Annotated in this window: 22 protein-coding genes; 10 read left to right on the top strand and 12 right to left on the bottom strand. The window is 69.1% G+C overall.

Annotation, left to right across the window (positions count from 1 at the left end; genetic code table 11):
- Window positions 1–37: 37 nt before the first annotated feature.
- A complete protein-coding gene (locus tag ACGF7Y_RS09575; protein ID WP_393231445.1) occupies window positions 38–649 on the bottom strand; it encodes a hypothetical protein in 612 nt (203 codons plus the stop codon).
- A gap of 516 nt (window positions 650–1165) precedes the next feature.
- Between ACGF7Y_RS09575 and ACGF7Y_RS09570 the strand changes: the two genes are divergently transcribed.
- The 4 genes from ACGF7Y_RS09570 (at window position 1166) to ACGF7Y_RS09555 (ending at window position 4923) form a co-directional block, all read left to right on the top strand.
- A complete protein-coding gene (locus ACGF7Y_RS09570) occupies window positions 1166–1534 on the top strand; it encodes a rhodanese-like domain-containing protein (protein WP_393231442.1) in 369 nt (122 codons plus the stop codon).
- Between the two features lie 20 nt (window positions 1535–1554).
- Complete coding sequence (locus ACGF7Y_RS09565) at window positions 1555–2598, top strand: DUF4328 domain-containing protein (protein WP_393231439.1); 1044 nt, start codon at window positions 1555–1557, stop codon at window positions 2596–2598.
- Complete coding sequence (locus ACGF7Y_RS09560; protein WP_040864180.1) at window positions 2595–3362, top strand: glycerophosphodiester phosphodiesterase; 768 nt, start codon at window positions 2595–2597, stop codon at window positions 3360–3362. Before ACGF7Y_RS09565 ends, ACGF7Y_RS09560 begins: the two co-directional genes overlap by 4 nt.
- Window positions 3363–4002: 640 nt before the next feature.
- Window positions 4003–4923: a DUF5926 family protein gene (locus tag ACGF7Y_RS09555; RefSeq protein ID WP_357043131.1), complete on the top strand. Its 921-nt coding sequence runs from the start codon at window positions 4003–4005 to the stop codon at window positions 4921–4923.
- Between the two features lie 218 nt (window positions 4924–5141).
- On the opposite strand, the gene ACGF7Y_RS09550 is transcribed toward ACGF7Y_RS09555, so the two are convergent.
- The 5 genes from ACGF7Y_RS09550 to ACGF7Y_RS09530 form a co-directional block, all read right to left on the bottom strand.
- Window positions 5142–5690 (bottom strand): ferritin, encoded by a 549-nt coding sequence (locus ACGF7Y_RS09550; protein WP_357043446.1) that lies wholly within the window; start codon window positions 5688–5690, stop codon window positions 5142–5144.
- Between the two features lie 71 nt (window positions 5691–5761).
- Window positions 5762–6313 (bottom strand): ferritin, encoded by a 552-nt coding sequence (locus ACGF7Y_RS09545; RefSeq protein ID WP_393231435.1) that lies wholly within the window; start codon window positions 6311–6313, stop codon window positions 5762–5764.
- 10 nt (window positions 6314–6323) lie between these two features.
- Window positions 6324–7691, bottom strand: coding sequence for an LCP family protein (locus tag ACGF7Y_RS09540; protein WP_393231432.1), 1368 nt, complete (start codon window positions 7689–7691; stop codon window positions 6324–6326).
- A 128-nt stretch (window positions 7692–7819) separates the two neighbouring features.
- Window positions 7820–8614 (bottom strand): CPBP family intramembrane glutamic endopeptidase, encoded by a 795-nt coding sequence (locus tag ACGF7Y_RS09535; protein ID WP_393231429.1) that lies wholly within the window; start codon window positions 8612–8614, stop codon window positions 7820–7822.
- A 226-nt stretch (window positions 8615–8840) separates the two neighbouring features.
- A complete protein-coding gene (locus ACGF7Y_RS09530) occupies window positions 8841–9608 on the bottom strand; it encodes a DUF2470 domain-containing protein (RefSeq protein WP_393231426.1) in 768 nt (255 codons plus the stop codon).
- 199 nt (window positions 9609–9807) lie between these two features.
- Between ACGF7Y_RS09530 and ACGF7Y_RS09525 the strand changes: the two genes are divergently transcribed.
- The 3 genes from ACGF7Y_RS09525 to ACGF7Y_RS09515 all read left to right on the top strand — a co-directional run bounded on the left by ACGF7Y_RS09525 (window position 9808) and on the right by ACGF7Y_RS09515 (window position 11897).
- A complete protein-coding gene (locus tag ACGF7Y_RS09525) occupies window positions 9808–10221 on the top strand; it encodes a hypothetical protein (RefSeq protein ID WP_393231423.1) in 414 nt (137 codons plus the stop codon).
- A 96-nt stretch (window positions 10222–10317) separates the two neighbouring features.
- On the top strand, window positions 10318–11232 hold the full coding sequence (gene pheA, locus ACGF7Y_RS09520; RefSeq protein ID WP_393231420.1) for a prephenate dehydratase: 915 nt from the start codon (window positions 10318–10320) through the stop codon (window positions 11230–11232).
- Window positions 11229–11897, top strand: a complete 669-nt coding sequence (locus ACGF7Y_RS09515) for a histidine phosphatase family protein (RefSeq protein WP_393231417.1) — start codon at window positions 11229–11231, stop codon at window positions 11895–11897. The genes pheA and ACGF7Y_RS09515 overlap by 4 nt, the downstream gene beginning before the upstream one ends.
- Window positions 11898–11916: 19 nt before the next feature.
- On the opposite strand, the gene ACGF7Y_RS09510 is transcribed toward ACGF7Y_RS09515, so the two are convergent.
- From ACGF7Y_RS09510 to ACGF7Y_RS09485, 6 genes are all read right to left on the bottom strand, one after another.
- Window positions 11917–12744, bottom strand: coding sequence for an ESX secretion-associated protein EspG (locus ACGF7Y_RS09510; protein ID WP_040864189.1), 828 nt, complete (start codon window positions 12742–12744; stop codon window positions 11917–11919).
- Entirely contained in the window at window positions 12741–13910 is a 1170-nt protein-coding gene (locus ACGF7Y_RS09505; RefSeq protein ID WP_393231413.1) for a PPE domain-containing protein, read from the bottom strand. Before ACGF7Y_RS09505 ends, ACGF7Y_RS09510 begins: the two co-directional genes overlap by 4 nt.
- A gap of 42 nt (window positions 13911–13952) precedes the next feature.
- A complete protein-coding gene (locus ACGF7Y_RS09500) occupies window positions 13953–14264 on the bottom strand; it encodes a PE domain-containing protein (RefSeq protein WP_040864191.1) in 312 nt (103 codons plus the stop codon).
- A 164-nt stretch (window positions 14265–14428) separates the two neighbouring features.
- Entirely contained in the window at window positions 14429–14779 is a 351-nt protein-coding gene (locus ACGF7Y_RS09495; protein WP_393231410.1) for a metallopeptidase family protein, read from the bottom strand.
- 10 nt (window positions 14780–14789) lie between these two features.
- A complete protein-coding gene (locus ACGF7Y_RS09490) occupies window positions 14790–15929 on the bottom strand; it encodes a septum formation family protein (RefSeq protein WP_393231407.1) in 1140 nt (379 codons plus the stop codon).
- A 75-nt stretch (window positions 15930–16004) separates the two neighbouring features.
- On the bottom strand, window positions 16005–17705 hold the full coding sequence (locus ACGF7Y_RS09485) for an aldehyde dehydrogenase family protein (RefSeq protein ID WP_393231405.1): 1701 nt from the start codon (window positions 17703–17705) through the stop codon (window positions 16005–16007).
- Between the two features lie 92 nt (window positions 17706–17797).
- Here ACGF7Y_RS09485 and serS point away from each other — a divergent pair, with 92 nt between their 5' ends.
- From serS to ACGF7Y_RS09470, 3 genes are all read left to right on the top strand, one after another.
- Window positions 17798–19060, top strand: coding sequence for a serine--tRNA ligase (serS, locus tag ACGF7Y_RS09480; RefSeq protein WP_393231402.1), 1263 nt, complete (start codon window positions 17798–17800; stop codon window positions 19058–19060).
- A gap of 175 nt (window positions 19061–19235) precedes the next feature.
- Window positions 19236–21023 (top strand): bifunctional diguanylate cyclase/phosphodiesterase, encoded by a 1788-nt coding sequence (locus ACGF7Y_RS09475; protein WP_357122991.1) that lies wholly within the window; start codon window positions 19236–19238, stop codon window positions 21021–21023.
- A gap of 144 nt (window positions 21024–21167) precedes the next feature.
- Window positions 21168–22571 (top strand): MFS transporter, encoded by a 1404-nt coding sequence (locus ACGF7Y_RS09470; protein WP_393231398.1) that lies wholly within the window; start codon window positions 21168–21170, stop codon window positions 22569–22571.
- Window positions 22572–22619 lie beyond the last annotated feature (48 nt).

Below are 22619 nucleotides of genomic sequence, written 5' to 3'. Positions count from 1 at the left end.
ATGTGCGGTCGGCTCGCGAAGATCCCGGGTGCGGCGCTCACAGTGGCGGAGCGATACCAGGACGCATCGCCCGTGGATCACCCGCATCGTGCGCCCGCCACCACCGCGCACCACCCTCGACGAAGTCCGCCAGGGGAATCTGCTTGCCCCGCGTGTCGTATACGACGATGTCGTCGAACCACACCCGGACGTCCAGCTCGCGCGGATCGATGCCCTCCTCCTGGGAGAACTCCAGAACGTGCGCGGACTCGTGATCGTCGATCCTGGTATCGAAGCTGAGCAGTTCGCTCCACAGCGCCCAGCTGCTGTCGTCGAGATCGATGAACTCCCAGCCGTGCAGCCGCCCGCCGCCGAAGCTGCGGATCGCCTCGTCCAGGCCGTCCAGTTGCAGCGGCAGCACCCGGGGTTCCAGGTCGTCCCAGTGCTGCGTGCGCAGTGACGCGGCGACCCGGCTCACGCGGGTGAACCGCACCTGCACCCGGCTGTCCTCGGCGGCCGTCCCGTGTTCGGGGAGGGTCAGCACTTCGAGGTCGAGTCGTAACTCGCCCGCGGTCTCGTCGACCGCGAGCCCGAGGCACGTGGCCTCGGACAACGCGACGTTGAGCCCTTCGGTGTCCATTCCGTGGCGTAGCCCCCTGCTCACGTTCATGCGCTCAGGCTACCGATCGTCGACGCCGGATCGCGGCATTTCGGCGGCGTTCTGAATTTCATGGAACCGAACGCGCCCCGGCCCCGTCCAAGTAGATGTCGGAACCCCTTCGGCCGCAGGTTCCGATGTCGGCGACGAATGGCCGCTCCGGGATCGATAGGAGGGGAGTCCCGGATCGGCCATTCGCACCGCACGACCGTTAGGGGGTGAATCCTGTCACCTATCAGGTATCAGCGCTCTGATCCGGACCAGAAGTACGGAAACACCCCGAAGTGGTAGCTGATAAGTTGCGCAGACGCTCGGCCACCACGGCAAAACGCCGTCGACAGCTGCGCCTTGTGGATCAACCTGTGGATTATGTGGATAACTTCGCCCGAGTTATGCACAACCCGCATCGAGCGGGGGCGTGGTCGGTTCCGGAAGAGAGAACATACCCGAAGTCGTCGCGCGCTGTCGAGGCCGCTCCCCAGGCATGGAACTGCACGGCGGCCCGCCGCCCATGGCAGGATCGAATCTGTGACGAGCCCCCACGTTCCGTCGGTCACGGTGGAGGACGTGCCTGCCGAATTCGACAGCGCGCCCGCGTCGGCCGACACGCCGCGACCGATCCTGCTCGACGTCCGCGAGGACGACGAGTGGCGGCTCGGACACGCCCCGGGTGCGATCCACATCCCGATGGTCGACGTCCCCGCCCGGATCGACGAGCTGGACTACGACGCGGAACTCTATGTCATCTGCAGGCAGGGCGGCCGGTCCTTGCAGGTGGTCGAATATCTGGCGCACATCGGCTATGAGGCCGTTCAGGTCCGCGGGGGCATGGTGGCGTGGCAGCAGGCCGGCCGCCCGCTGGTCGCGGAGGGCGACCACGAGGCGAAGATCTACTGACGAAAGAACGAGGTGCGCGGGTGAGTACGGTGGTACAACCTTGTGCGCGCTGCGGTGCGCGCTGGGCCGTGCAAAGGGCGCCGATGCACTGGTGCCCGCGTTGCCGCGGCGTGCTCCTCTCGCCGGCGCCGATCGACGCGCCCGCCGACCGCCGCAACTATCGCTGGGTGGCCCGTAAACCGGATCATCGCGTCCGCAGGCAGCCGCCAGGGCCCGCCGAGCAGAGCCGCACACCTCGCTACACGCGGATTCCGCGCTGGGGTCTGATCGATGCGCCACCGCAGGCCGGGGGCGCGGTACGCCGCCCACTGGGCAAGTTGACCGACTCGGTGACCGCACTGCTCGTCGCTGCCACGGGCGTTTTCGGGATGGCGGCCGTCGCCGAGCTGGCGCGCTATGCGCTCTTGCTGCGCAACCGGACGCGCCTGATCCATCCCGTCGTGCTCTTCGCCTCCGACGCGTTCGTGATCGGCGCGGGAATGCTCGCGATCCTGATCGCGCTGCTGGCGGCCTTGTCCGCGGTCGGAAGGCTGATCGAGCTCAGGCGGGCGGCCTACGACGCCGTGGGCCGGAGCGACCCGCGTTCGCCGCGAGCGCTGATATCCGGCTGCTTGATCCCGGTGGTCAACTTGCTGTGGCCCGGGATCTTCCTGCTCGAAGTGGCCGCGTTGAAGGGTGATCCCCGGGCGGTACGGGCGGCCCGGATCTGGTGGGCGGCGTGGGTGTTCGGCGCGGTCGTCGCGGCGGCCGCGCTACTGTGGCGCACCGCGGATTCGTTGCAGGCGGAGGCGGACGGGGTGTTGTTCACCGCGTTCACCGACGTGGTCGCCGCGGCGGTCGCGCTGCTGACCCTGTGGGTGCTGCGCACGCTCGAGGGGCGTGACCTGCTCGGTCGCCGGCGGACCGCGCGCCGCTGGCTGATCGCGGTCGACCCCGCCGTGCCGGTGATCGAGCCGGTGCATCCCGGCGGACGCGGACACGCGGCCGAACCGGCGGGCGCCGAGCAGGCACCCGAGGACAACGGTGCTCAGGACCGTGAGCAGGAGGAGGTTATGGCCAAGTGAGCCAGGGCAGTCGCGCGCCATTCGTCGTCGCGCATCGAGGTGCCTCGGCGGCGCGTCCCGAGCACACGCTCGCCGCATACGAGCTGGCGCTGCAGGAGGGTGCCGACGGCGTCGAATGCGATGTCCGGCTGACCAGGGACGGGCATCTGGTGTGCGTGCACGATCGCACCGTCGACCGAACCTCCTCGGGCAGCGGGCTGGTCAGCGAGATGACGCTGGAGGAACTGCGGGCTCTCGATTTCGGTGCCGACGGCTCGCCCGCCTCGGTGCTGACCCTCAGCGAGCTGATCAGCCTGGTGCTGGACTGGCGCAGCAGGCCGACCAAGCTGTTCATCGAAACCAAACACCCGGTCCGCTACGGCGCGCTCGTCGAGAACAAACTGCTCGCCGAGCTCCAGCGCTTCGGCATCGCCACCCCGGCCTCCGCTGATCATTCCCGGGCCGTCGTCATGTCGTTCGCGGCCACCGCGGTGTGGCGCATCCGCCGCGCCGCGCCGCTGCTGCCCACCGTTCTGCTCGGCGAATCATCGCGCTACCTGGGCGGCTCCGCGGCCACAACCGTCGGAGCCACGGCCGTCGGCCCCTCGGTGAAGACCTTGCGCGAACACCCCGAACTGGTCGACAAGGCCGCCGCCGCAGGCCGCGCCACCTACTGCTGGACCGTCGACGACGCCGACGACGTCCAACTGTGCGCGGACCTCGGCGTCAGCTGGATCGCCACCAACCACCCCGGCCGCACCAAGTCGCTGCTCCCCGCGGCGTGAATCGCCGCTTGGGACTGTGTGCCGACGTCGGTATCAGCCGGCTCGCCACAAATCAGCCGCGCCGAATCGTTGCTACCCGCGGTCTCGATCGGAATCGCGGGTCAGGGCGCACGCGCGGCGACAGCGTTTCCCTGACAACGGCGCGCTCCAGTTCACGCGGTTACCCTCCAACGATGCGGGCATGGCCGCATCGCCGAACTCGGCCGGCCGTCACCGAATGCGTCGTCGTCGATTTCGCGAAATGCGGCGTTGTTCATCCGCAGTGGTTCCGCTGGCGGGTCAGGCCGTGCCCGACGCGACCGAGCACCTCGACCACACGGCTCGACAGGCGCGAGACCGCGCACGGCCGGCTCGCCGTACCGAGTCGCGTGCTCCATGCCGGAACTCGATTGCCCAGCGTGCCCAGCACACCTCAACTGTCGGTTTCGAGCGAAGCGAGACCGAGCATGTTCCGTTCGCGGCCCGGCTCGCGTCCGAGTGATCGCTGCGTCCGCGACGAAGTCGCCAGCAGCGGTCGCTCGGACGTGAGCTATGAAGGGGCCGCGAACACCCAGCGCCGCAGGCGCTGGAAATTCAACACAGTGGTGAACACGCCGCGCCGCAGGCGCGGCCGGTCCAACACTGTGTAGGTTGACCCCTCGTGGGTAAGAGCAAGCGCAACAGTCCTAAGCCCGGCGGGAACCGGGCCCAGCGTCTCGCCGAGCGGCGAGCAGCGCAGGAGCAAGCGGCACAGGCCGTCACGCGTCCGTTCGAGGGCTTGGCCGCGGAGTGCGATCTGGTCGCGCTCCGTGAATTCGTTCCCTCGGCTACCGCGCGATTGACGCCGGTGGCGTCGGTCGCGGCCGAGCGGCCGGTCGTGCTCGCCACGGTGCTGCCCGGCGCGGTGGCCGCGCTGGTGCGCGCCGGCGACGAGCCCAGCGGGTACGTGGGCGTGCAGACGCAATTCCAGGGCGCCGACCCGGCAGCCGATCTGGCCGCGGCGATCCTGTGGACCCAGTCCGCCGAGCCCGGTGATTCGCTGTCCTCCGTGGCGAGTGTCGCGGGCGGCCCGCGGCTGGCCGATGTCATCGATCCCGCCGCGAGCCTGGAGCTGACCGTGCACCAGGACTTCGACTGGTGGGTGCCTGCCGGAGTCGAGCCCGACGCGCAGGTCGCCGCCACCATCGAGCAGGCCAAACAGGCGATCATGCCGTCGGCGCGGCTCGGGCTGGACGCCGACGCGATCGGCGCGGCCTGGTGGGTGGACGCGGGTGAGAAGGCGCATATCCGCTGGGTGCGGCCGGAGGACGAGGACGCGCTGATGCTGGCGCTGGCTCGCCTGCACGCCTCCGGCGGCCTGCACCTCGGTGAGGGTTCCCGATTCGCCGGGTCGTTCCGTACGCACGGCGTGCTGGTCCCGGTGTTCGACTTGGACCCGGAGCGGCACCCCGACGAATGGGTGAAGCCCGCAACCGAATTCGGTGCGCGCCTGTCCGAGGCGCTGGCTGTCGACGCCCCGCTGACGGCCGACGAGCGCCGCTCCCGTGACGGCCTGCGGTCACGTCAGGTCACACTGCGCTGAGTTCCCAGTCGACGGGATTCATGCGAAATACCTATCGATCGGCGGCGCCGCTTTTCGATTGCCGCCGATAACGCTGGACGATAGGGAAGTCTCACCGAACTCTCGACCAAAAGCGCCGAAACCGTCTCGCGCGGATTCGGCGGGAAAAGACCCGAACAGCGGCAGGCCCGGTTCCTGATAAGAAACCGGGCCTGTTCGCCTTCTCGACGCGAGCTCCGTCAGACGGAGCCGCCCGCCACCGAAGGCGCACCGGAGGTGTCGCTCGGGCCGCTCATTTCCCGGGCGACGAATTCCTCCAGGTCGAACAGGTTCGACCCGGCGCGATCGGCGATGGTGAGCAGTGTGGTCATGTTCGCGACTTCCTCGACCTGTTCCTTCAGGAACCACTGCATGAACTGTTCGCCGAGGTAGTCGCCCTCTTCCCGGGCGGTGCTCGCCAGCTGGATGATCTGCTCGGTGACCGTCTTCTCCTGAGCGAGCGCGAGCGCGATCGGCTCCCGAGCACTCTCGAAATGCGATTTCGCCGCGTCGATGCCGGAAATCTCGATGCTGATATCCCGGTCCAGGAAGTACTGCACGATCATCATCGCGTGATTGCGTTCTTCGACCGACTGCTTGTAGAACCGCTTGGCCAGCTGCGGCAGGTCGGCATTGTCGAACCACACCGCAATCGCGATGTACTGATGCTCGGCATTGAATTCGTGCCGGATCTGATCGTGCAACAGGCTGTGAAATTTGCTGCGGGGTGCGTCCGGATGGCTTGACATGGCATCGACATTAGCGCTGGTCAGATCGCGTGTCATCCAAGTGCAGCCTTATTGAGGCTAGTGTTGCCTAATTAATTCCGCGCCGCTCCAGCCATTTTCGGCGCCGGTATATCGGTGCGCTGCCGCGCCCGCATCTCCCGGGCGACGAACTCCTCGACGTCGAACAACTGCCCGTCGGCGCGGTCGAGTACGGCCAGCAGCGTGGTCATCCGCGCGACGCTCTTCACCTGTTCCTCCAAGAACCACCGGACGAATCGTTCGCCCAGATAGTCACCGGAGCCGCGGGCCGCACGGGCAAGATCGCTGATCCGGGTGCTGCGGTCCTGTTCGATCTCCAGCAGCAGAGCGATTGCGCCGCGCGGGGTTTCGAAGGTCGATGTGATCTCCTCCAGGCCCCCGATCTGCACCGGGAGATCCCGATCCAGCAGGTACTGGACCATGCGCAGCGCATTGCCGTGGTGCTCGCGTGACCGGCCGTAGGCGTGTCCGGCCAATTGCGGCAGTCTGCGCGCGTCGAAGTACACGGCGGCGGCGAGATACTGCTGGGCGACGGTGAATTCGTGACGGATCTGCGTGCGCAGCAAGTCGGGGAAGGACTCGTCGGCCTCGTCGGTGTCCGGCATGGCATCGACGCTACCGCGTCAGCAGATCCTCCGGAACGGCACGGTCGGCGGCCAGTGCGTCGAAGAAGCGGCCGGCCTTCTCCTTGTCCCACAGCAGCACGTTGCCGCTGTCGGTGTCGTCGAATCCGCCGATCGGTACCGTCGTGGCGACGGTCTCGCCGCGCAGCGCCCAGCCCAACCCGCCGAGGTCCCAGATGTGGTCGCTGTTGTCGACCTTCAGCGACTTTGCGGTGTCGGAGGCCAGCGGCCAGAGCTTGAACGGGTTGGCCAGCGTGGCGCCACTCGTGGCCTTCTTCAGCAGGGCGGCCATGAACAGGCGCTGATTGTTCATCCGGTCGATGTCCGCGAGCGCGGTCGCCCGGCTGCGGACGAAGCCCAACGCCTGTGGTCCGTTCAGCCGCTGGCAGCCCGCGGGCAGGTCGATGCCGGCGAGCGGGTCGTCGATCGCCTTCGGAACGCACACGTCGATGCCGCCGAGGGTGTCGACCACGCCGGCGAAGCCACCGAAACCGATCTGCGCGTAGTGGTCGATGCGCAAGCCGGTGGCGATCTCCACGGTCTGCACCAGCAGCGCGGGGCCGCCGATGGCGAACGCGGCGTTCAGCTTGTCCTTGCCCTGGCCCGGGATGCCGACGTACGAGTCGCGCGGCAGGCTGACCAGGGTGGTCTTGCCCGATTTCGGCACGTGCACCAGCATGATCGTGTCGGTGCGCTCGGGGCCCACCTCGCCGCCGGTGGCGAGTTCCTGCTCCTGCTCGGGGGTCAGCTCGCCGCGGCCGTCGGAGCCGACCAGCAGCCAGTTCGTGCCGGGGGTGTTCCCGACCCGCTTGGCGTAGTTCGCCAGGGCGGGGATGCGGTTGAGCGAGTTGTCCAATTGGATGACGGCGCCGACGGCCGCGATCACCAGCACCAGCAGGATCACCAGGAACCAGCGGAACGGGTGTCGCCTGCGGCGCGGTCGCGGCGCTCGCGGCGGGCGTTCGCCACGCGGCGGCACGGGCGGTGGGCCCTCGCGGAACGGCCGTGGCTTGCGGGGCGGCGTGGGCGGCGGACCTTCGTGATAGGGCACCGGGCGCTGCGTGGGCGCGTGCGTAGGAGCTTCGTGATGCGGCGCCGGGCGCTGCGTGGGGGCGTGCCTGCGGGCCGGGGGAGGCGGCGGGATGCGTCGTGCCTGTTCCGGCGGCACCTGCGAATATGCCAGCGGCTGCCCGTGCGGGTCGACCGCGCCATCGCGACGCATCACCTGGGTGGGCTCGATCGGCGGCGGCGCGCCTGGACCGGGCGGTGGCACGCGGCGGCGCATGGGAGGCTCACCGGGCCTGCCGGGCGGCGGCATCCGGCGCGTGTGCGCGTTGCGCTGGGGGTCGTCGCCGTTCATCACTGAAACTCTACTTATCGGGCGGTTGTGAGGTGTCGCATGTGGACACCGGGCGCACACGGAAGCGGCGCTGCTTCCTAATTCGCAGGCGGCGCCGGGTTGTTAGCGTTCCGCAGGGCACGGTTGCGTCACGGGAGCCACGAAACATGGCCACGCAGAACGGTATAGCCGAGATAGGCGACCGCATCGATGGTCGCGTGCGCCAGCACCAGCGGCCACAGCCGGTTCGTGCGCTGCCAATAGCGACCGAATATGACGCCCATCACAAAATTTCCGAGTCCTCCGCCCAGTCCCTGATATAGGTGATAGCTGCCACGCAGCAGCGCCGAGGCCAGCAGCGCCGAGTTCGCCGACCATCCGAGCCTGCGCAGCCGGGTGAGCAGGAACGCCACCACGATGACCTCCTCGGCCAGGGCATTCGCGCAGGCCGAGAGGATGAGCGCGGGCAGCCGCCACCAGTAGTCGCCGAGCGAGGCGGGCACGATCGTCACGCTGAGGCCCAGTGCGTGGGCAAGGAGATACAGTCCCAGCCCCGGTACTCCGATGATCGCGGCGAGCGTCAAGCCGGGTAGCACGTCCGCGCGCCACCGGAGCCGATTCGCCAGCCCGATCAGTCGCGGCCCGATGCCGCCGCGCCACAGCAGATACAGGCCCAAGGCCGCCCAGCCGAGCAGTCGCAGCACGCTGAGCAGTTGGAACAGCAGGTCGATGGTGGGTTGGGTGGACCGCGACGGGTTCAGCGCGACGGTCCGCCCACCGATCCCGCCCGGCGCGAGCGCACTCTCCACCAACGAGAGCGCGGCGCTGAGCCCGCTGAGCCCGAAGGTGACGAGCAGCACCACCGCGATCTCGAGTTTGAGCGCCAGCCGCTCGCGATCGGTCGGCTCGGCCTCGTCCCACTGGGCATCGGACTCCGCACGCATGGGTCGAATCTATTGCGCTCGCCCCGCCCGGCGCGCAGCGCGTCGCTGTCGAGTCCAGCGACGGTCCGGAACTCTCCCTGTGTGGTGCGGCACCACGCGTCGCGTCGTAATCGCTTCACGCCGGCCGCCGCTGTGGGTCGGCCTACGTCGAGAGTCACGCACGTCGAAATGTCCGGCTTCCGTCCCCGCGGGGCGGCGGACAGGGGCCGGGTGCGTTCGCGCCGGGTCAGATGCGGCGCAAGCCGTTGAGGAACGGGCAGCCTGCCAGCGTGCGTACGGCCCGGCTGAGGCCTTCGATGTCGTCGGCCGGAGCGCTGAACGGCAAGCGGAAGTCGTGGTCGCCGTCGTGTCCCTCCACCCGCAGGGTGAGCCCGTAGCGGTCGATGGCGAGCGGGTGCACGACGCCGCGCTGTAGGTGCGCCGGCAGGTGCCTGGCCAGCTGGGCGACGATATCGGCGTGGTCGGCCTGCATGTGCTGCAACCATGCGGATTCCATGGCGCAGAACGGATCCGGCTGCGCCGAGCGCAACTCGTCGCTGCTCACCGATTCCGCGCCGGTCGAGTCGGCCACCACCGCGGAGTTGATCACCAGCCGCAGCAGCGTGGCGCCGAAGCCGACGTCGAGCAGCCCGGGATGCGGGTGGTCCTTGGCCACCTCGGTGGCCAGCGCGCGCTGGGCCTGGGTGGGCACCGCACGCACCCAGCCGCGCAGCCAGACCAGTGCGCGCACCGGCTCGCGTAGCGGCAGCGGGGCGTGATCGGTGAGTTCGAGCACCGCGGGCGCGCCCTGCTCGCCGGAATTGCCCGCCAGGATCGCGGCGACCGAGGCGGTGGGCACCGCGATGACGGCGTCGCCGCACTGGCGTACGTGGTGCACCGACGCGGGGGTGGGATCGATGCCCGGCATGGCCAGCACCGCTTGCTCCGCGTGGGCGCACGCGCTGCGCACCCGCTCGGCGGTGGACGGTGCGACGGTCGAGGACGGACTCGGCATACAAACCTCCGTGGAGCGGGCGGCGCGCGATATTGATTAGGTTACCCTAAGCTAAGTGACGGCGTAGGGGTTCCGCAAGCGTTCCCGATCGAGCCGAATCGAAGCGACGCGTGGCATACGGCCGACCGCGGCGCACCTCGTGCGCACCGGTCCCGCGGGCAGCCGGTCTCGGATCGAGCAGTGTTGTTACGGTGAGGGCGTGTCGGAAGGGACGGAATCCGGAGAACCGGTGCTGGTGACGTTGTCGACGCCGCCGCGGCGCCGTCTGGTCGACGGGTTGGTCCGCAACATCGGCGCAAGCCCCGCCGCGCCGACCGTGGAGTTGGACGCGCCGGACAGCGGGATCGCCGACTTCCTCGCCCAGGCGGCACACTCCGATACCGGCTTTGTCGCGCGTACCGCGTCCGGTGAGCGCGCGGTGGCCATCGTCGCCGCGACGGCCGCCGCACTGTGCGGCGAAGACATCGGCGCCGCACTGCGCAACCCCGATATCGCCTTCCTGACTTCTCTGAAACCACCGGCCGTCGAGGCGGTCAGATCCGTCCTGCTCGCCATCGAAACCGCGGCCGGTGACCGGGTGAACGACGCGTTGCGGGTGCTCAACGAAGGCTGAACGGCGCTCGGGCGGCCGTGGAACAGCGGCCGCGCGGTGGCTGGGCCTTCCGCGATTGGTGGGGGGCCGGGCGAGCGCGCAAGTAATCTCGTAACCGTGCCGCGAATCGCGTACTTCGGGCCGTCCGGAACCTTCACCGAGATGGCCCTCGCCCAACTCGAATCCTCGGGAACCTTCGACGGACCCGTCGAGCGGATTGCCGCGCCCAGCCAAGGGGCCGCGCTCGACTTGATCCGCTCCGGCGACGTGGACGGCGCGGTGGTGCCGATCGAGAGTTCCGTCGAGGGGTCGATCTCGGCGACGCTCGACTCGCTGGCAATCGGCCCGCGTCTGCAGATCGTCGCCGAGACCGAACTCGAGGTGAGTTTCACGATCCTGGGCAAGCCAGGTACGGCGCTTCCGGATGTGCGCACCCTCGCCGCATACCCCGTGGCCGCGGCACAGGTGCGGCTGTGGGTCGCGCGGCATCTGCCGCAGGCGCGGCCCTACACCTCGGCATCGAATGCCGCGGCCGCGGAAGACGTGGTGGCAGGCCACGCCGATGCCGCCGTGTCGACCGCTCTGGCGGGCGAGCGGCTGGGGTTGATCGCGCTGGCCTCCGGAGTCGCCGACCACGAGCAGGCCATCACGCGATTCGTGCTGTGCACCCGGCCCACGGCTGCGCCGCCCGCCACGGGCGTCGACCGCACCTCGATCGTGCTCGAATTGCCGAACGTACCGGGCTCGCTGATGCGCGCCTTCGCCGAATTCGCCACGCGCGGTATCGATCTGACCAGGATCGAGTCGCGGCCCACCCGAACCGGCATGGGCACCTACCGGTTTTATCTCGATTGCGTCGGGCACATCGACGACACGGCGGTGGCCGAGGCGCTCAAGGCGCTGCACCGCGCCGCGCGGATCCGCTTTCTCGGGTCCTGGCCGGCGACATCGGCGACCGGCACGCCGCCACCGTCCGACGAAGCCGCGTCGGAGTGGTTGATCCAGCTGAGAAAGGGGAAGGCGGACCTATGACCGGGAGGTTGATTCTGGTCCGGCACGGGGAGACCGAAGGTAACGTCGCCAAGCTGCTGGATACCAGAATTCCAGGATTACCGCTGACCGAACGCGGTGCGGCACAAGCGAAGACGTTCGGTGAAGGCCTGCTCCGCGCGCCGAAGGTGCTGTTCTCCTCGGCGGCGCTGCGGGCACGCCAGACGGCGAGCTACATCGAGGCGGCGACCGGTATCGCCGCCATGGTCCTGGACGGACTGCACGAGGTGCAGGCCGGAGACCTGGAGGGCCAGCACAGCGAGGACGCGCACCAGCGGTTCCAGCAGATCTACCGCGCCTGGCACGAAGGCGATCTCACGTTGCGGGTGCCCGGCGGCGAGTCCGCCCAGGATGTGCTGGATCGGTACCTGCCCGTGATCGCGGAGTTGCGGAGCACGTATCTGACGCCGGAGGACGACGGGCACGGCGACGTGATGGTGGTCAGCCACGGTGCGGCCATGCGGCTCGTCGGCCGCACGCTCGCGGATGTTCGACCGCCGTTCACCACGAACAACCACCTGGACAACACCGAGACCATCGAGTTGGTGCCGATGCCGGACGGCGGGTGGGAGTGCATCCGCTGGGGCCGGTTCACGCCGCCGTTCGGCTACGACGTCGCGCCTACCTCCGACGATCCCATGGGTTAGCGACGCATGTTCGGCGTGCTCAGGACAGCTTCGGATGCCGGGGGAACTCTTCGCGTTCCGGCAGGGAGTTGATCAGGTCCTGCACCGCCGTGCGCAGTCGCGCGGGGGTTCCGCTGCTGAGTGACGTCCACTTCACGCCGTCGTCGGACTTGCTCGCGGTCGCGATGAATCGCCCTGCGCGCGTGTTGAAGACCGCGATGTGGTTGTCGGCCATATCCCTGGTGCCGTCACCGTAGATGACGCCGACGATCTCGGCGTACGAGTGGATTTCGACCAAAGCCGCCGCCAAGGTCTTCGCATCGTGGGCAGGGTTGCCCACCTTCGTCAGCCGCTGGGCGGTGGCCGCGGCGTCACCTGTGTCGCCGAAGATCGTGGCCAGCTCTTCGGTGGGGGCGTTCATGCCGTACAGCTCCAGCGGCTCGGCGTAGCCGAGTGCCGCGAGAATGGTGCCGGGCAGGTCGATTCCCGCCTCGTCGATGACATAGGAGTCCTGTCCCCGAAGGGCGACGACCGCGAGGTCGGCGCCCTTCGCCAGACAGAAGCGACTCACCCAACCGTCGACGATCAATCGCAGCGCGATGATCCAATGCGGCCGGTTCAGCGCGCGCAGCCGATTCTCCAGGTCGCGATGGAGCACATCGTCGATGAGGAGTTCCCGCTGGACGAGCGACTCGGCGGCCGCGTCCATCGCCGCTCTGTGATCGGTCAGGTTGTCGTAACGTGCCCGAGCGTTCAAGACGACGGGGACTTCGATCTGCAGTTTCTCGACAAGAAACTGCATCTCGTCGAGCGACAGGACGACCGCCTCGAGCGTCGAAGGGTCGCGGCCCGCACCGAGTACGGTCACCTAACCGTCCCGCTGAAGTCACCGCCGATGACTCCATCGGCGGTGAAGCGGCCGTCGTTGAAGTGCTCGGTCGACCGCAGGTAATCCCGGCCGTTGTGCTCGCTCTCGTCCTCCTCGTCGCTGCGAGCCTGGTTACCGAGCAGCGGATTGCCGTTGCCGCTGTTCGCCGAACGGACCGGGGCAGCCTCGACGGGCTTGACCGCCACAGTCTCCTGCACCGCGGCGGAGCCACCGATCGTGCCGCTGGAGCCCCAGCCTTCCGGAAGCTTGAGCGATCCGTTGCTGAGACCGGCCGACCCGAGGCCGGAGAACGACACCGCCCGAGTCGCCGCGCCGACGGCGGTCGCTGCCGCACCGGCTCCCATCGCCATCGGAGCCATGCCCGAGAAGGTCGGCGCGGAGGTGGTGGTCGCCGCCGCGATCGCGCTGCCCGCGACATTTCCGACGGTGGACACACCGGTGGTGGCGATCGAGCCGACGGCCTGAGCGGCCTGGGTGGCAGCGCTCGCCACACCGGGATTGCTCAAGAACGCCTGTGTGGCGGCCACGGCAGCCTGGATCGGATCGGCCGGGACCTCGGTGGCGGCCGTATCCGCCGCCTGTTCGGGGCTGGCCGTTCCGGCGCCCTTGGCGATCGGCGGCGGCAGCAGGAACTCGGCAGGCGTGGCGACCATGGCGCTGGTGGCGGCCTCGTAGGTCTCCATGACCAACGCCGCGCGAATGTCCATGGCGTTCCTGGCGACTTCCGCGACCTCGAACGCGCCGCTCAGTACGCCGGGCGGGTTCGCAGACGCGGCCAAAGCGGCGTTGACGGCCGCGATCTCGGGCGGGCTGGGCATCGCCAGCGAGGCGACGGTGTAGGCGGTGGCGTTCGCCGCGGCCTTCGCGCCCATCGCGGCCGCCTGCACGCCCTGCTGCTCGGACCAGCCGAGGAAACCGGTGAGTTTGCTCAGCGCGGCGATACCGTTGATGCCCTGCATCCCGACGCCGAGTTCGGCCATCACCCTGGCGACGGTCGTCGTCGCGTCGATCCAGGCGGCGGTGAGGCCGCCCCAGGCGGTGGCCGCGGCCGAGATCGGAATCGCGTGCGCGCCCGCGTGAAGGGTGGCCGAATTGATCTCCGATGGGCGCGCCGCCCAGATCACCCCGGTGACTCCTGCAACCATGTTTGACTTCTCCCCTGCTAAGCGTTGCTGATGGGTCTGGAACTACACCTGGATGGCGCTGATGCCCGCGGCGCGCACCACGTCACCCGCGACGTGCTGCGCCAGCTGCATGCGCAGCGTCGCCGCGGCGTGGTGGCATTCCAGAATCGCCTGCGCGATCGCGCGGTCGTGCGACATCGCCCCCTGGTTGAAATGGCTCGCGCCGAGGAAGGAGACCTCCTCGGCGCCGGAGGGCAGCACGTGCGTCGCGGGCGCGGTGATCGCGGCGGCGGCGGCCAGACGTTCGGCGACGAGGTCGAGTTCGGCCGCGGCGGCGAGAATGGCTTCGGGTGCGATCAGTACATGTCCAACCATGACTCGACTCCTTCTAGTGGCTGTGGGGCGGAACCACGAGAATTCCCCCTTCGAGTGATAGGACGCGACAGCAACGCGATCGGTTCCATCGAATCCCCAACTTTTCGATCTCCGTGCCGATTACACACCCACCGCTCGGGGTGCGCAATACAGCTCGGTTCAGACTATCCCCATCCCAGCTGATGCAGGCGGTCTTCGTCAATGCCGAAATAGTGTGCGATCTCGTGGATCACGGTGACCGCCACCTCTTCCACCACTTCCTTCTCGTCGGCGCAGAGTTCGAGAATGGCCTCGCGGTAGATGGTCACGGTATCGGGAAGCGCTCCGCCGTAATGACTGTCGCGTTCGGTGAGCGCGATGCCGTGGTACAGGCCCAGCAGATGCGGATCCTCCGGATTGCGCGGCTCGATCAGCACGACCACATTGTCGATCGCGCGGGTCAGCTCGGGCGGGATGAGATCCAATGCGTCCCCGACCAATTCCTCGAACCGGTCGTCGGACATCGATACAGGCATCGGCGCCGGGCTACCTCGGCTGGGGCTGCGGCGGCAGCGGCGCGGCGCCGGGCAGCGGTGCGGGCGTGGAACGCCCGGAGTTCGGCGGCGGCACCGGAGCCTGGCCGTTGATCAGGATGTCACCCCTGGCCGAGCCGGTGATCGGGGCGAAACCTTCCCGGTCGGCGCCCTTGCCGATCATGCAGTCCAGTTTGCGGCTGCCCGCCATCCAGCTGCGGGCATCGATGTAGTCGAAGAACAGCGTGAGCGTCTTGTTGCGGATGACGTCCGGCCCGCCCAGGTAGTCGGTCGAGGTGCGGGTGCACTCCTCCTCGACGAACTTGTCCTGATCCTCTTTGGCGGGCGGGCCGCCGGTGAAATGCCCGGCGAGATCGACAGTGGAGACGATCTCGACGGCGTGCGGCTGCGCGCAGTCCACCGGATCGGTGGGCAGGTTCTGGTTGATGCCGAGGCACACGCCCGCCTCGTACACCTTGGACTGGTCGTGCTCGGTGGCGCTGCCGACCGACGGCGGGGTGCCGACGCTGGCCGCGACCTGCAGGCCGCAGCGCAGGGTGCGATCACCGTGCTGCCAGCCGTCCGGACTCGGGTACATCAGTCCGACGATGTACTTGCCGCGCGGATCGAAGCGGCCCGCCATGTACTTCTGCACCGAGGGCACGCAGTGCTCTTCCTTCAGCTCGGTGAGCCGCAGCGAGTCCGGGAAGCGCGAGCCGGGACCGAACTCCTTGCCCGGGTACCTGCTCATATCTATATCGGCCGCGACCTCGAACATGTGCTTGCTCGAGCAGTTCACCTTGACCAGATCGGACCGGTCGGGCTTGGTCCAGCTCAGGCAGTCGCCCTTGGCGGCGGTGCCGAATTCCTTGTCCAGCACGGGCTGCGCCGGGGAGCCGGGATTGTGCACTTCCAGGTTCTTCCCGTTGTCGAAACCGGTGATGGACAGCGTCACCAGGGCCGCGACCACGGCGCCGACGGCCACCGCGAGCAGACCCCAGCGCAACGTGGGCGCCGACAGCTGCACATCGCGCAGATCACTGTCGGCGAGAGCGGCCTTGGCCGAGTCGATCGAGCGGCGTACCGAGTCGGCACGCGACGACGCGCCGCGCTTGGGCGCCTGCGGGGACCGGGACACAGGTTCGGAGGACATCGCGGTCCATCATGGCAGCGTCCGTGCCTTGGTGCCACGACCTGCCCCGATCGGCGCGGCACGAGTCACGGGCGGTCAGCCGCGCAGAGCCGACAGGAAGACGCCGGGCAGCCGGGCGGGGTTGGTGTCGGCGTAGAACTCGGTGAGCCTGCGCCCGGTGATCGCGGCGGTGGTGTTGCCGACGAACCACGGCGGCTTCGGGGAGAGGGCGAGTTCACCGCCCAGCAACGAGCGCGGCGCGGGCCGGAACGGGCCGCGCACCACCGTGCGCTCCACGTCGTCGAGCAGCAGCGCGTTGTGCACCACGCCGATCCCGCTCTGCACGTCGTCGAGGGTGTGGCCCGGGAAGGCTCCCCAGGCGGCCCGCGGCGCGAGGAAAGCCAGCCCGGTCCAGGTGTTCACCGCGATCGCGCCGTAGCGCAGCCGCTCGATCGCGCGGTCGAAGGCGACGCCGAGCCTGCGGATCGTCGTCGGATGAGCGATGACGTTCGCGCCGAGCGTCCCGGTCAGCTCGGCATTGGCGAAGTCGACCGCGCGTTGCAGGAACTCGCCGCCCGCGAAGGGCAACTCGACAACGCCGAGCACGGGGGAGAAGTACTCCGTGCGCAACAGCGGTGTGCCGGTGGGCGGCAATCCGTCGACCAGCACCCGTTGCCCGCCGAGACGCTCGGCCTCCGGATACGAGGCCACCGCGTCGGCGACCCGCGCGTCGCTGCCCGGGTAGTACGCCGTGCGGTGTGGCGCCCGCTCCATGGCCAGGCGCAGCTCGGCGAGGAACCGGTCTTTGCGGTCCCACCCCGCGCCGATCACCACCGCCTGCGCGGCCACGCAGTTGTAGCCGCCGTTGTGCAGCCGCTGGGTCGCCACGTGCTCGGCCTGGTAGCGCAGATCGGCGTCGGACCAGTCGCCGGGCACCACGATGGTCGGCGAGACCCCGCCCAGTTCGCTGGTGATCGGCTTGTCCAGCAGCGGCCGGTTGTCCTTCTTCCGCTCCGCGCCCTCCGCGCCGGGGCCCCACACGATGGCGTCGTGGGTCTGCGCGCTGCCGGTCATGTGCACGTGCGCGACATCGGGATGACCGACCAGATAGCCACCCTGCGGTGCGCCGCCGGTGAGAATCCGCAGCACGCCGAGCTCCAGCAGCGGTTCGAAGACCATCTCGAACACCGTGAACAGCGGGTCGGTGATCGGGTTGAGCTTCAGGGCGACCACCCGGTTGTGCGCGTACAGCTCGTACAGCGCGTCCAGCGGCGGGATCGAGGTGATGTTGCCCGCGCCGAGCACGGCGCCGATCCCGCCGGTCGCGGTGGGATCCAGCTGGCCGAGTCCGGCTCGCCTGCGTGCGGCGCCCGCGTCCACGCCGGGTCGCAGCCACACCTCACCGTGAAAACCGTTGAGCAGCAGCCGGTCGTAGACGCCGAGCGGGAATACCGGCACCGCGACCCGTCCGCCAGGCGCCTCCCGCAGCGTGATGCCGGTCAGCGGGGTGCGCCCGGCCTCCAGCGCGGCGAGGGTGGCCGACAGCGCGGCCGTGGCTTGCAGCAGGGTGAGCGGGCCGGACATCCATTCCTCGCCGACCAGCGGGGAATCCGCGGCGAGGTCCTTGACGACACACGCGGCCCGCACCCAGTCCTCCGCGAAGCGGGCGGTCCTGGCGTGCACCTCGTCGAGCAGCTCGCGCCGGCGGCGCAGCGAGGTCGCGGCCCACGCCTTCTCGCCCGCGATGAGGTCGGCCAGCGCGTTGTCGATGGCTGTCTCGTCGAACGGAGTGCCCACAAGCCCACTATGCGCGCGATCTCGCGCGGATGTACCGCATCCTGGGATATCGGCGTGAAAGGTCGGCACAGCGACCACTAGGCTGGTTGCCCATGATCGACCTCCGATTCCTGCGGGACGACCCCGATGCGGTCCGCGCCTCGCAGCGCGCCCGCGGCGAAGACCCCGCTCTCGTCGACGCGCTGCTCGAGGCGGACGCGGCGCGTCGTGCCGCGGTGGCCACCGCGGACAATCTGCGCGCCGAGCACAAGGCGATGGGCAAGCTGATCGGCAAGGCGAGCAAGGAAGAGCGTTCCGCGCTGCTGGCGCAGGCGTCGGAGATGTCGGTCAAGGTCAAGGAGGCCGAGGCCGCGCAGCACGCCGCCGACGCGGATCTGGACGCCGCGCATCGCGCCATTTCCAACGTGGTGCAGCAGGGCGCGCCCGCGGGCGGCGAGGACGATTACATTGTGCTGCAAACCGTCGGCACGCCCCCCGAGTTCGACTTCGAGCCGAAGGACCACCTGGAACTCGGCGAGTCGCTCGGCCTGATCGACATGGAGCGCGGCGCGAAGGTCTCCGGCGCCCGGTTCTACTTCCTGACCGGCTACGGCGCGCTGCTGCAGCTAGGCCTGCTGCAACTGGCCGCGCAGCAGGCCGTGGCCAACGGCTTCACCATGATGATCCCGCCGGTGCTGGTGCGCCCGGAGGTCATGGCGGGCACGGGATTCCTCGGACAGCACTCGGCGGAGGTCTACCACCTCGCCGACGACGACCTCTACCTGGTGGGCACCTCGGAGGTGCCACTGGCGGGCTACCACTCGGACGAGATCCTCGACCTGAGCGGCGGGCCCAAGCGGTATGCGGGCTGGTCGTCGTGTTTCCGCCGGGAGGCGGGCAGCTACGGCAAGGACACCCGCGGCATCATCCGGGTGCACCAGTTCGACAAGGTGGAGATGTTCGTCTTCACCACGCCCGATCAGGCCGAGGCCGAACACCAGCGCCTGCTCGCCTGGGAACAGGAGATGCTCGCGGCGATCGAGGTGCCCTACCGGGTGATCGACGTCGCGGCCGGCGATCTCGGCAGCTCCGCCGCGCGCAAGTTCGACTGTGAGGCGTGGGTGCCGACGCAGCAGACCTACCGCGAGCTCACCTCCACCTCCAACTGCACCACCTACCAGGCACGCAGGCTGTCGGTGCGTTATCGCGACGAGAACGGCAAGCCGCAGATCGCCGCCACCTTGAACGGCACCCTCGCGACCACCCGCTGGATCGTGGCCCTGCTGGAGAATCATCAGCAAGCCGACGGGTCGGTCCGGGTTCCGTCCGCCCTGGTCCCGTTCGTCGGGACCGACGTGCTCCGACCGGCGAACTGACGACGCGCGAATGACGTCCAGGTGAATAGCTACTGGTTCGCCATGCCGGATTCCCGGGATGTGGCAACCGGCGGGATTCCTTGTGGATAGGCTATTCGTCGTGCGAGGAATCGGGTCTCGCGGCGATACCCGAACCCGGGTGCGGGCCGCGTCTGCGCTGGCGACGGCTATGGTCATGGCTCGGACCACCGGGGCGTTCTACGTCATGGGCGGGGTGCTCGGTCTGTTGATCACCGCCATCGCCCCTGGTGAGGAGGGTAATCGGCCGCTGGTCGGCGGGGCAGCAGCGGTAGCGCTGGTGCTCGGTCTCACGCTGCTCGCGTGGGGGCCGCGCTTGCCGCATTCGATCCACCACGTCTACGTCGCGATCGCGACGGTGCTGGTGACGATCGCGGTGCACTCCTTCCCGAATACGGTGGGCGCGATCAGCCTCGCCGCGTTCTACGTCTTCATCGCCTGCGACGCCGCCTTGTTCTTCGCCTGGTCGCAGGCCGCCGCCCACATCGCGTTCGCGTTGGCGCTGTGCCTGTGGGTGCTGCCCGCGCGGCCGGTGAGTCCGGGGCTGCCGTGGTGGTCGGGCCTGATCCCGGCCGGTGTGACCTTCGGCGTCGGCGTCGTGGTCGGAATCCTGACCAGGATGGCGTCGGAGGCCGACATCGACGTGCTCACCGGACTGCTCAACCGGCGCGGCTTCGACCGGGCGCTGAACACCGCGATCCAGCAGGCCACCAGGTCCGGTCACGGGCTCGCGCTGGTGCTGGTCGACCTGGACCGCTTCCAGAAGATCAACGACCATCTCGGCCACCGCGCCGGGGACGCCGTCCTGCAGCGGGTGGCCGACACCTGGTCGAAGCTGCTGGCCCCCGACCAGCGCCTGGCGCGCTACGGCGGTGACGCGTTCGCCTTGCTGCTGCCGAACACCACCGAGCAGGCCGCGATCCTGCTCACCGAACAGCTGCGCGCGGCGGTGACCACCGGCTGTTCGGCCGGTGTGACCTCCTGGCAGCCGGGGGAATCCGGGTCGCTGCTGGTGAGCCGCGCCGATGTCGGCTTGTACCGCGCCAAGCAGGCCGGGCGCAACCGGACGGTGCTGGAGTCCTCCCGGCAGTTGCCGCTGGCGGTGGAGCTGCGCGAGGCGATCGACCGCGGCGCCCTCGACGTGCACTACCAGCCGATCGTCAGCCTGACCGAAGGCGGCGGCAAGGCGGTCGGCGTGGAGGCGCTGCTGCGCTGGTCTTCCAGCGCGCAGCCGGACGTCACCACCGAGGGTCTGATCCGCGTCGCCGAGGAGTACGACCTCATCTCCGACCTCGACGAACTGGTGCTGCGCCGGGCCTGCGCGGACGCCGCACGATTGCAGGAAACCTTCGCCCAGCTGGATCTGACGCTGAACGTGAACGTCAGCGGGCTGGAGCTGGCCGAGACCGGTTACGCCGACCGGGTGGCGGGCATCCTCGCCGCCACGGGATGGCCCGCCGATCAGCTGGTGCTCGAGGTGACCGAGAGCGAGCTGGCCGCCGAATCACAGACCGCGATCGAGAACCTGCACTTGCTGCGCGACCGAGGCGTGCGCATCGCCATCGACGACTTCGGCACCGGTTACTCCTCGCTCAGCAGGCTGGCCACCCTGCCCAGCGACATCCTCAAGGTCGATCAGTCCTTCGTCGCCGCGATCCGCTCCGATTCGCCCGCGCCGCCTTTGCTCGGCGTGATCGCCGCCCTGTCCAATGCGCTGGACCTGCAGGTCATCGCCGAGGGCGTGGAGACCGAATACCAAGCGGCCGTGCTCACCGAACTGGGCTTCGCGCTCGCGCAGGGCTATCACTACAGCGATTCGCACCCGGTATCGGAGCTGATCAGCGACCTCAACGAGAACAAAGGCCGGATCGGCCCCGGCGTCACCGACCGGGAATTGGGTGACGGGGACTCGGTGCCCGCCAACGGCTGGGTGCCACTGCCGTAAATCGCTTGACCGTACGGGCCGACGGTGAGCATGCTGGTCGACATGCGATTGCTCGTCTACGCCTATTGATTCGCCGAATCGCTGCGCCCCCCGCGGGCGGGTAGCGCACATACCTTCGGCCTGCGCTCGCTGACGGTTCGGGCGGTGCTCTTCAAGAGCATCGGTGAACTGATTCCGCTGTACGCGCTGTACGCCCTGCTGTTCGCCGACCACGGCATGAGCACGGGGCAGATCTCCTTGCTGTTCGCCATCTGGTCGGCGACTTCGTTCCTACTCGAGGTGCCCTCCGGTGCGTGGGCCGACACGGTCTCCCGGCGCGGACTGCTCGTGCTCAGCGGTGCGTTGCTGACGGCAGGCTTCGCGCTGTGGACGGCGGCGCCCTCCTTCGCGGGTTTCGCCGCCGGATTCGTGCTGTGGGGAACCTCGGGGGCGCTGGCCTCCGGCACCTTCGAGGCGCTGCTGTACGACGAGCTGGCCGCCCGGGGCGAGTCGTCGGCATACCCGCGCGTCCTCGGCTACACCCGCGCCGGCGCGGAAGCGGCCGTCGTCATCGCGATCATCGCCGCGACGCCCCTGTATCTCTACGGCGGCTATGGCCTGGTCGGCTGGTCCAGTGTCGCCGTCGCGGCCGTGCATACGCTGATCGCGCTGTCGCTGCCCACCGCGCCGAAGGCGGTGTCGGCGGCGGACATCGACGACCTGGAAGAGGAAGAGCCGGCATCCGCTGCGCGCACCGCTACGTCGGCCCCAGACCTGGCAGTCGGGAACGTCGCGTCCCTCCTCGGCTTCGCGGGTGACTCCGCCCGACCCGGTAGGGCGCCCGGCGCGGATGCACGTGGTTCCGTCTCGGTGTCCGGCGGTCGAGACGAGACGGACGAGGCGGCGTTCACCGGGAATCGCGAAGCGGCGCAACCTCGCCCGTTCGCGCGATACCTCACCATGCTGAAGACCGGTGTGGGCGAGGCGGTCCGCGTGCGGGTGGTGCGCCATGGCGTGCTGCTGGAAGCGCTGCTGTTCGGGATCACGGCGTTCGATGAGTATTTCGCCCTGCTGGCGGAGGAATCGGGCGTCTCGACCGCTGTGGTGCCGCTGCTGGTCGGTCTCACCGTGCTCGGTTCGCTGACCGGTTCCGTGCTGGCGGGGCGCACCGAAGGAATGTCGGGCCGCACGATGTCGATCGCGGTGGGCGTCGCAGGCGTGCTCTTCCTCGGCGGCGCGCTGATCGCAGGCCTCGCGACCGGTCGTCCGGACGCGATCTACCTGTTGACGGGCCTCGGTTTCGCGTCGATCGGCGTCTCCTACGGCATCGTCTACAACGCGGGCATCGTCGCGGGCGCTCGCCTCCAGGACGCCATCGAGGGCCCGGCCCGGGCGACGGTCACCTCCGTCTCCGGCTTCTTGGGCGAGGTGATCGCCCTAGCGGTCTTCGGCTTCGCCGCCGTGATCACCAGCTGGTCCTCCATGGCCACCCTTCTTGCCCTCCTCGGAGCCTCCATCCTCGCCCTCTCCACCCTCGCTCCCCGCTGGCTCCCACCCCGCGCCGACTGACGAGCGGCACACCACCGAGAGCCCTTCTCGGGAAACGCCGCGACCATG

Source organism: Nocardia sp. NPDC047654 (assembly GCF_043205035.1).
Classification (GTDB): domain Bacteria; phylum Actinomycetota; class Actinomycetes; order Mycobacteriales; family Mycobacteriaceae; genus Nocardia.
The sequence above is the reverse complement of the archived record's forward strand: the minus strand, read 5'-3'. Positions and strand labels throughout refer to the sequence as shown.

Excerpts from the sequence above, each read along its gene's own strand:
- ACGF7Y_RS09545 (WP_393231435.1), bottom strand. The coding sequence starts at position 6,313 with ATGCCGGACACCGACGAGGCCGACGAGTCCTTCCCCGACTTGCTGCGC.
- ACGF7Y_RS09535 (WP_393231429.1), bottom strand. The coding sequence starts at position 8,614 with ATGCGTGCGGAGTCCGATGCCCAGTGGGACGAGGCCGAGCCGACCGAT.
- ACGF7Y_RS09530 (WP_393231426.1), bottom strand. The coding sequence starts at position 9,608 with ATGCCGAGTCCGTCCTCGACCGTCGCACCGTCCACCGCCGAGCGGGTG.
- ACGF7Y_RS09475 (WP_357122991.1), top strand. The coding sequence starts at position 19,236 with ATGGCTCGGACCACCGGGGCGTTCTACGTCATGGGCGGGGTGCTCGGT.
- ACGF7Y_RS09515 (WP_393231417.1), top strand. The coding sequence starts at position 11,229 with ATGACCGGGAGGTTGATTCTGGTCCGGCACGGGGAGACCGAAGGTAAC.
- ACGF7Y_RS09540 (WP_393231432.1), bottom strand. The coding sequence starts at position 7,691 with ATGAACGGCGACGACCCCCAGCGCAACGCGCACACGCGCCGGATGCCG.
- serS (WP_393231402.1), top strand. The coding sequence starts at position 17,798 with ATGATCGACCTCCGATTCCTGCGGGACGACCCCGATGCGGTCCGCGCC.
- ACGF7Y_RS09550 (WP_357043446.1), bottom strand. The coding sequence starts at position 5,690 with ATGTCAAGCCATCCGGACGCACCCCGCAGCAAATTTCACAGCCTGTTG.
- ACGF7Y_RS09505 (WP_393231413.1), bottom strand. The coding sequence starts at position 13,910 with ATGGTTGCAGGAGTCACCGGGGTGATCTGGGCGGCGCGCCCATCGGAG.
- ACGF7Y_RS09495 (WP_393231410.1), bottom strand. The coding sequence starts at position 14,779 with ATGCCTGTATCGATGTCCGACGACCGGTTCGAGGAATTGGTCGGGGAC.
- ACGF7Y_RS09490 (WP_393231407.1), bottom strand. The coding sequence starts at position 15,929 with ATGTCCTCCGAACCTGTGTCCCGGTCCCCGCAGGCGCCCAAGCGCGGC.
- ACGF7Y_RS09575 (WP_393231445.1), bottom strand. The coding sequence starts at position 649 with ATGAACGTGAGCAGGGGGCTACGCCACGGAATGGACACCGAAGGGCTC.
- ACGF7Y_RS09500 (WP_040864191.1), bottom strand. The coding sequence starts at position 14,264 with ATGGTTGGACATGTACTGATCGCACCCGAAGCCATTCTCGCCGCCGCG.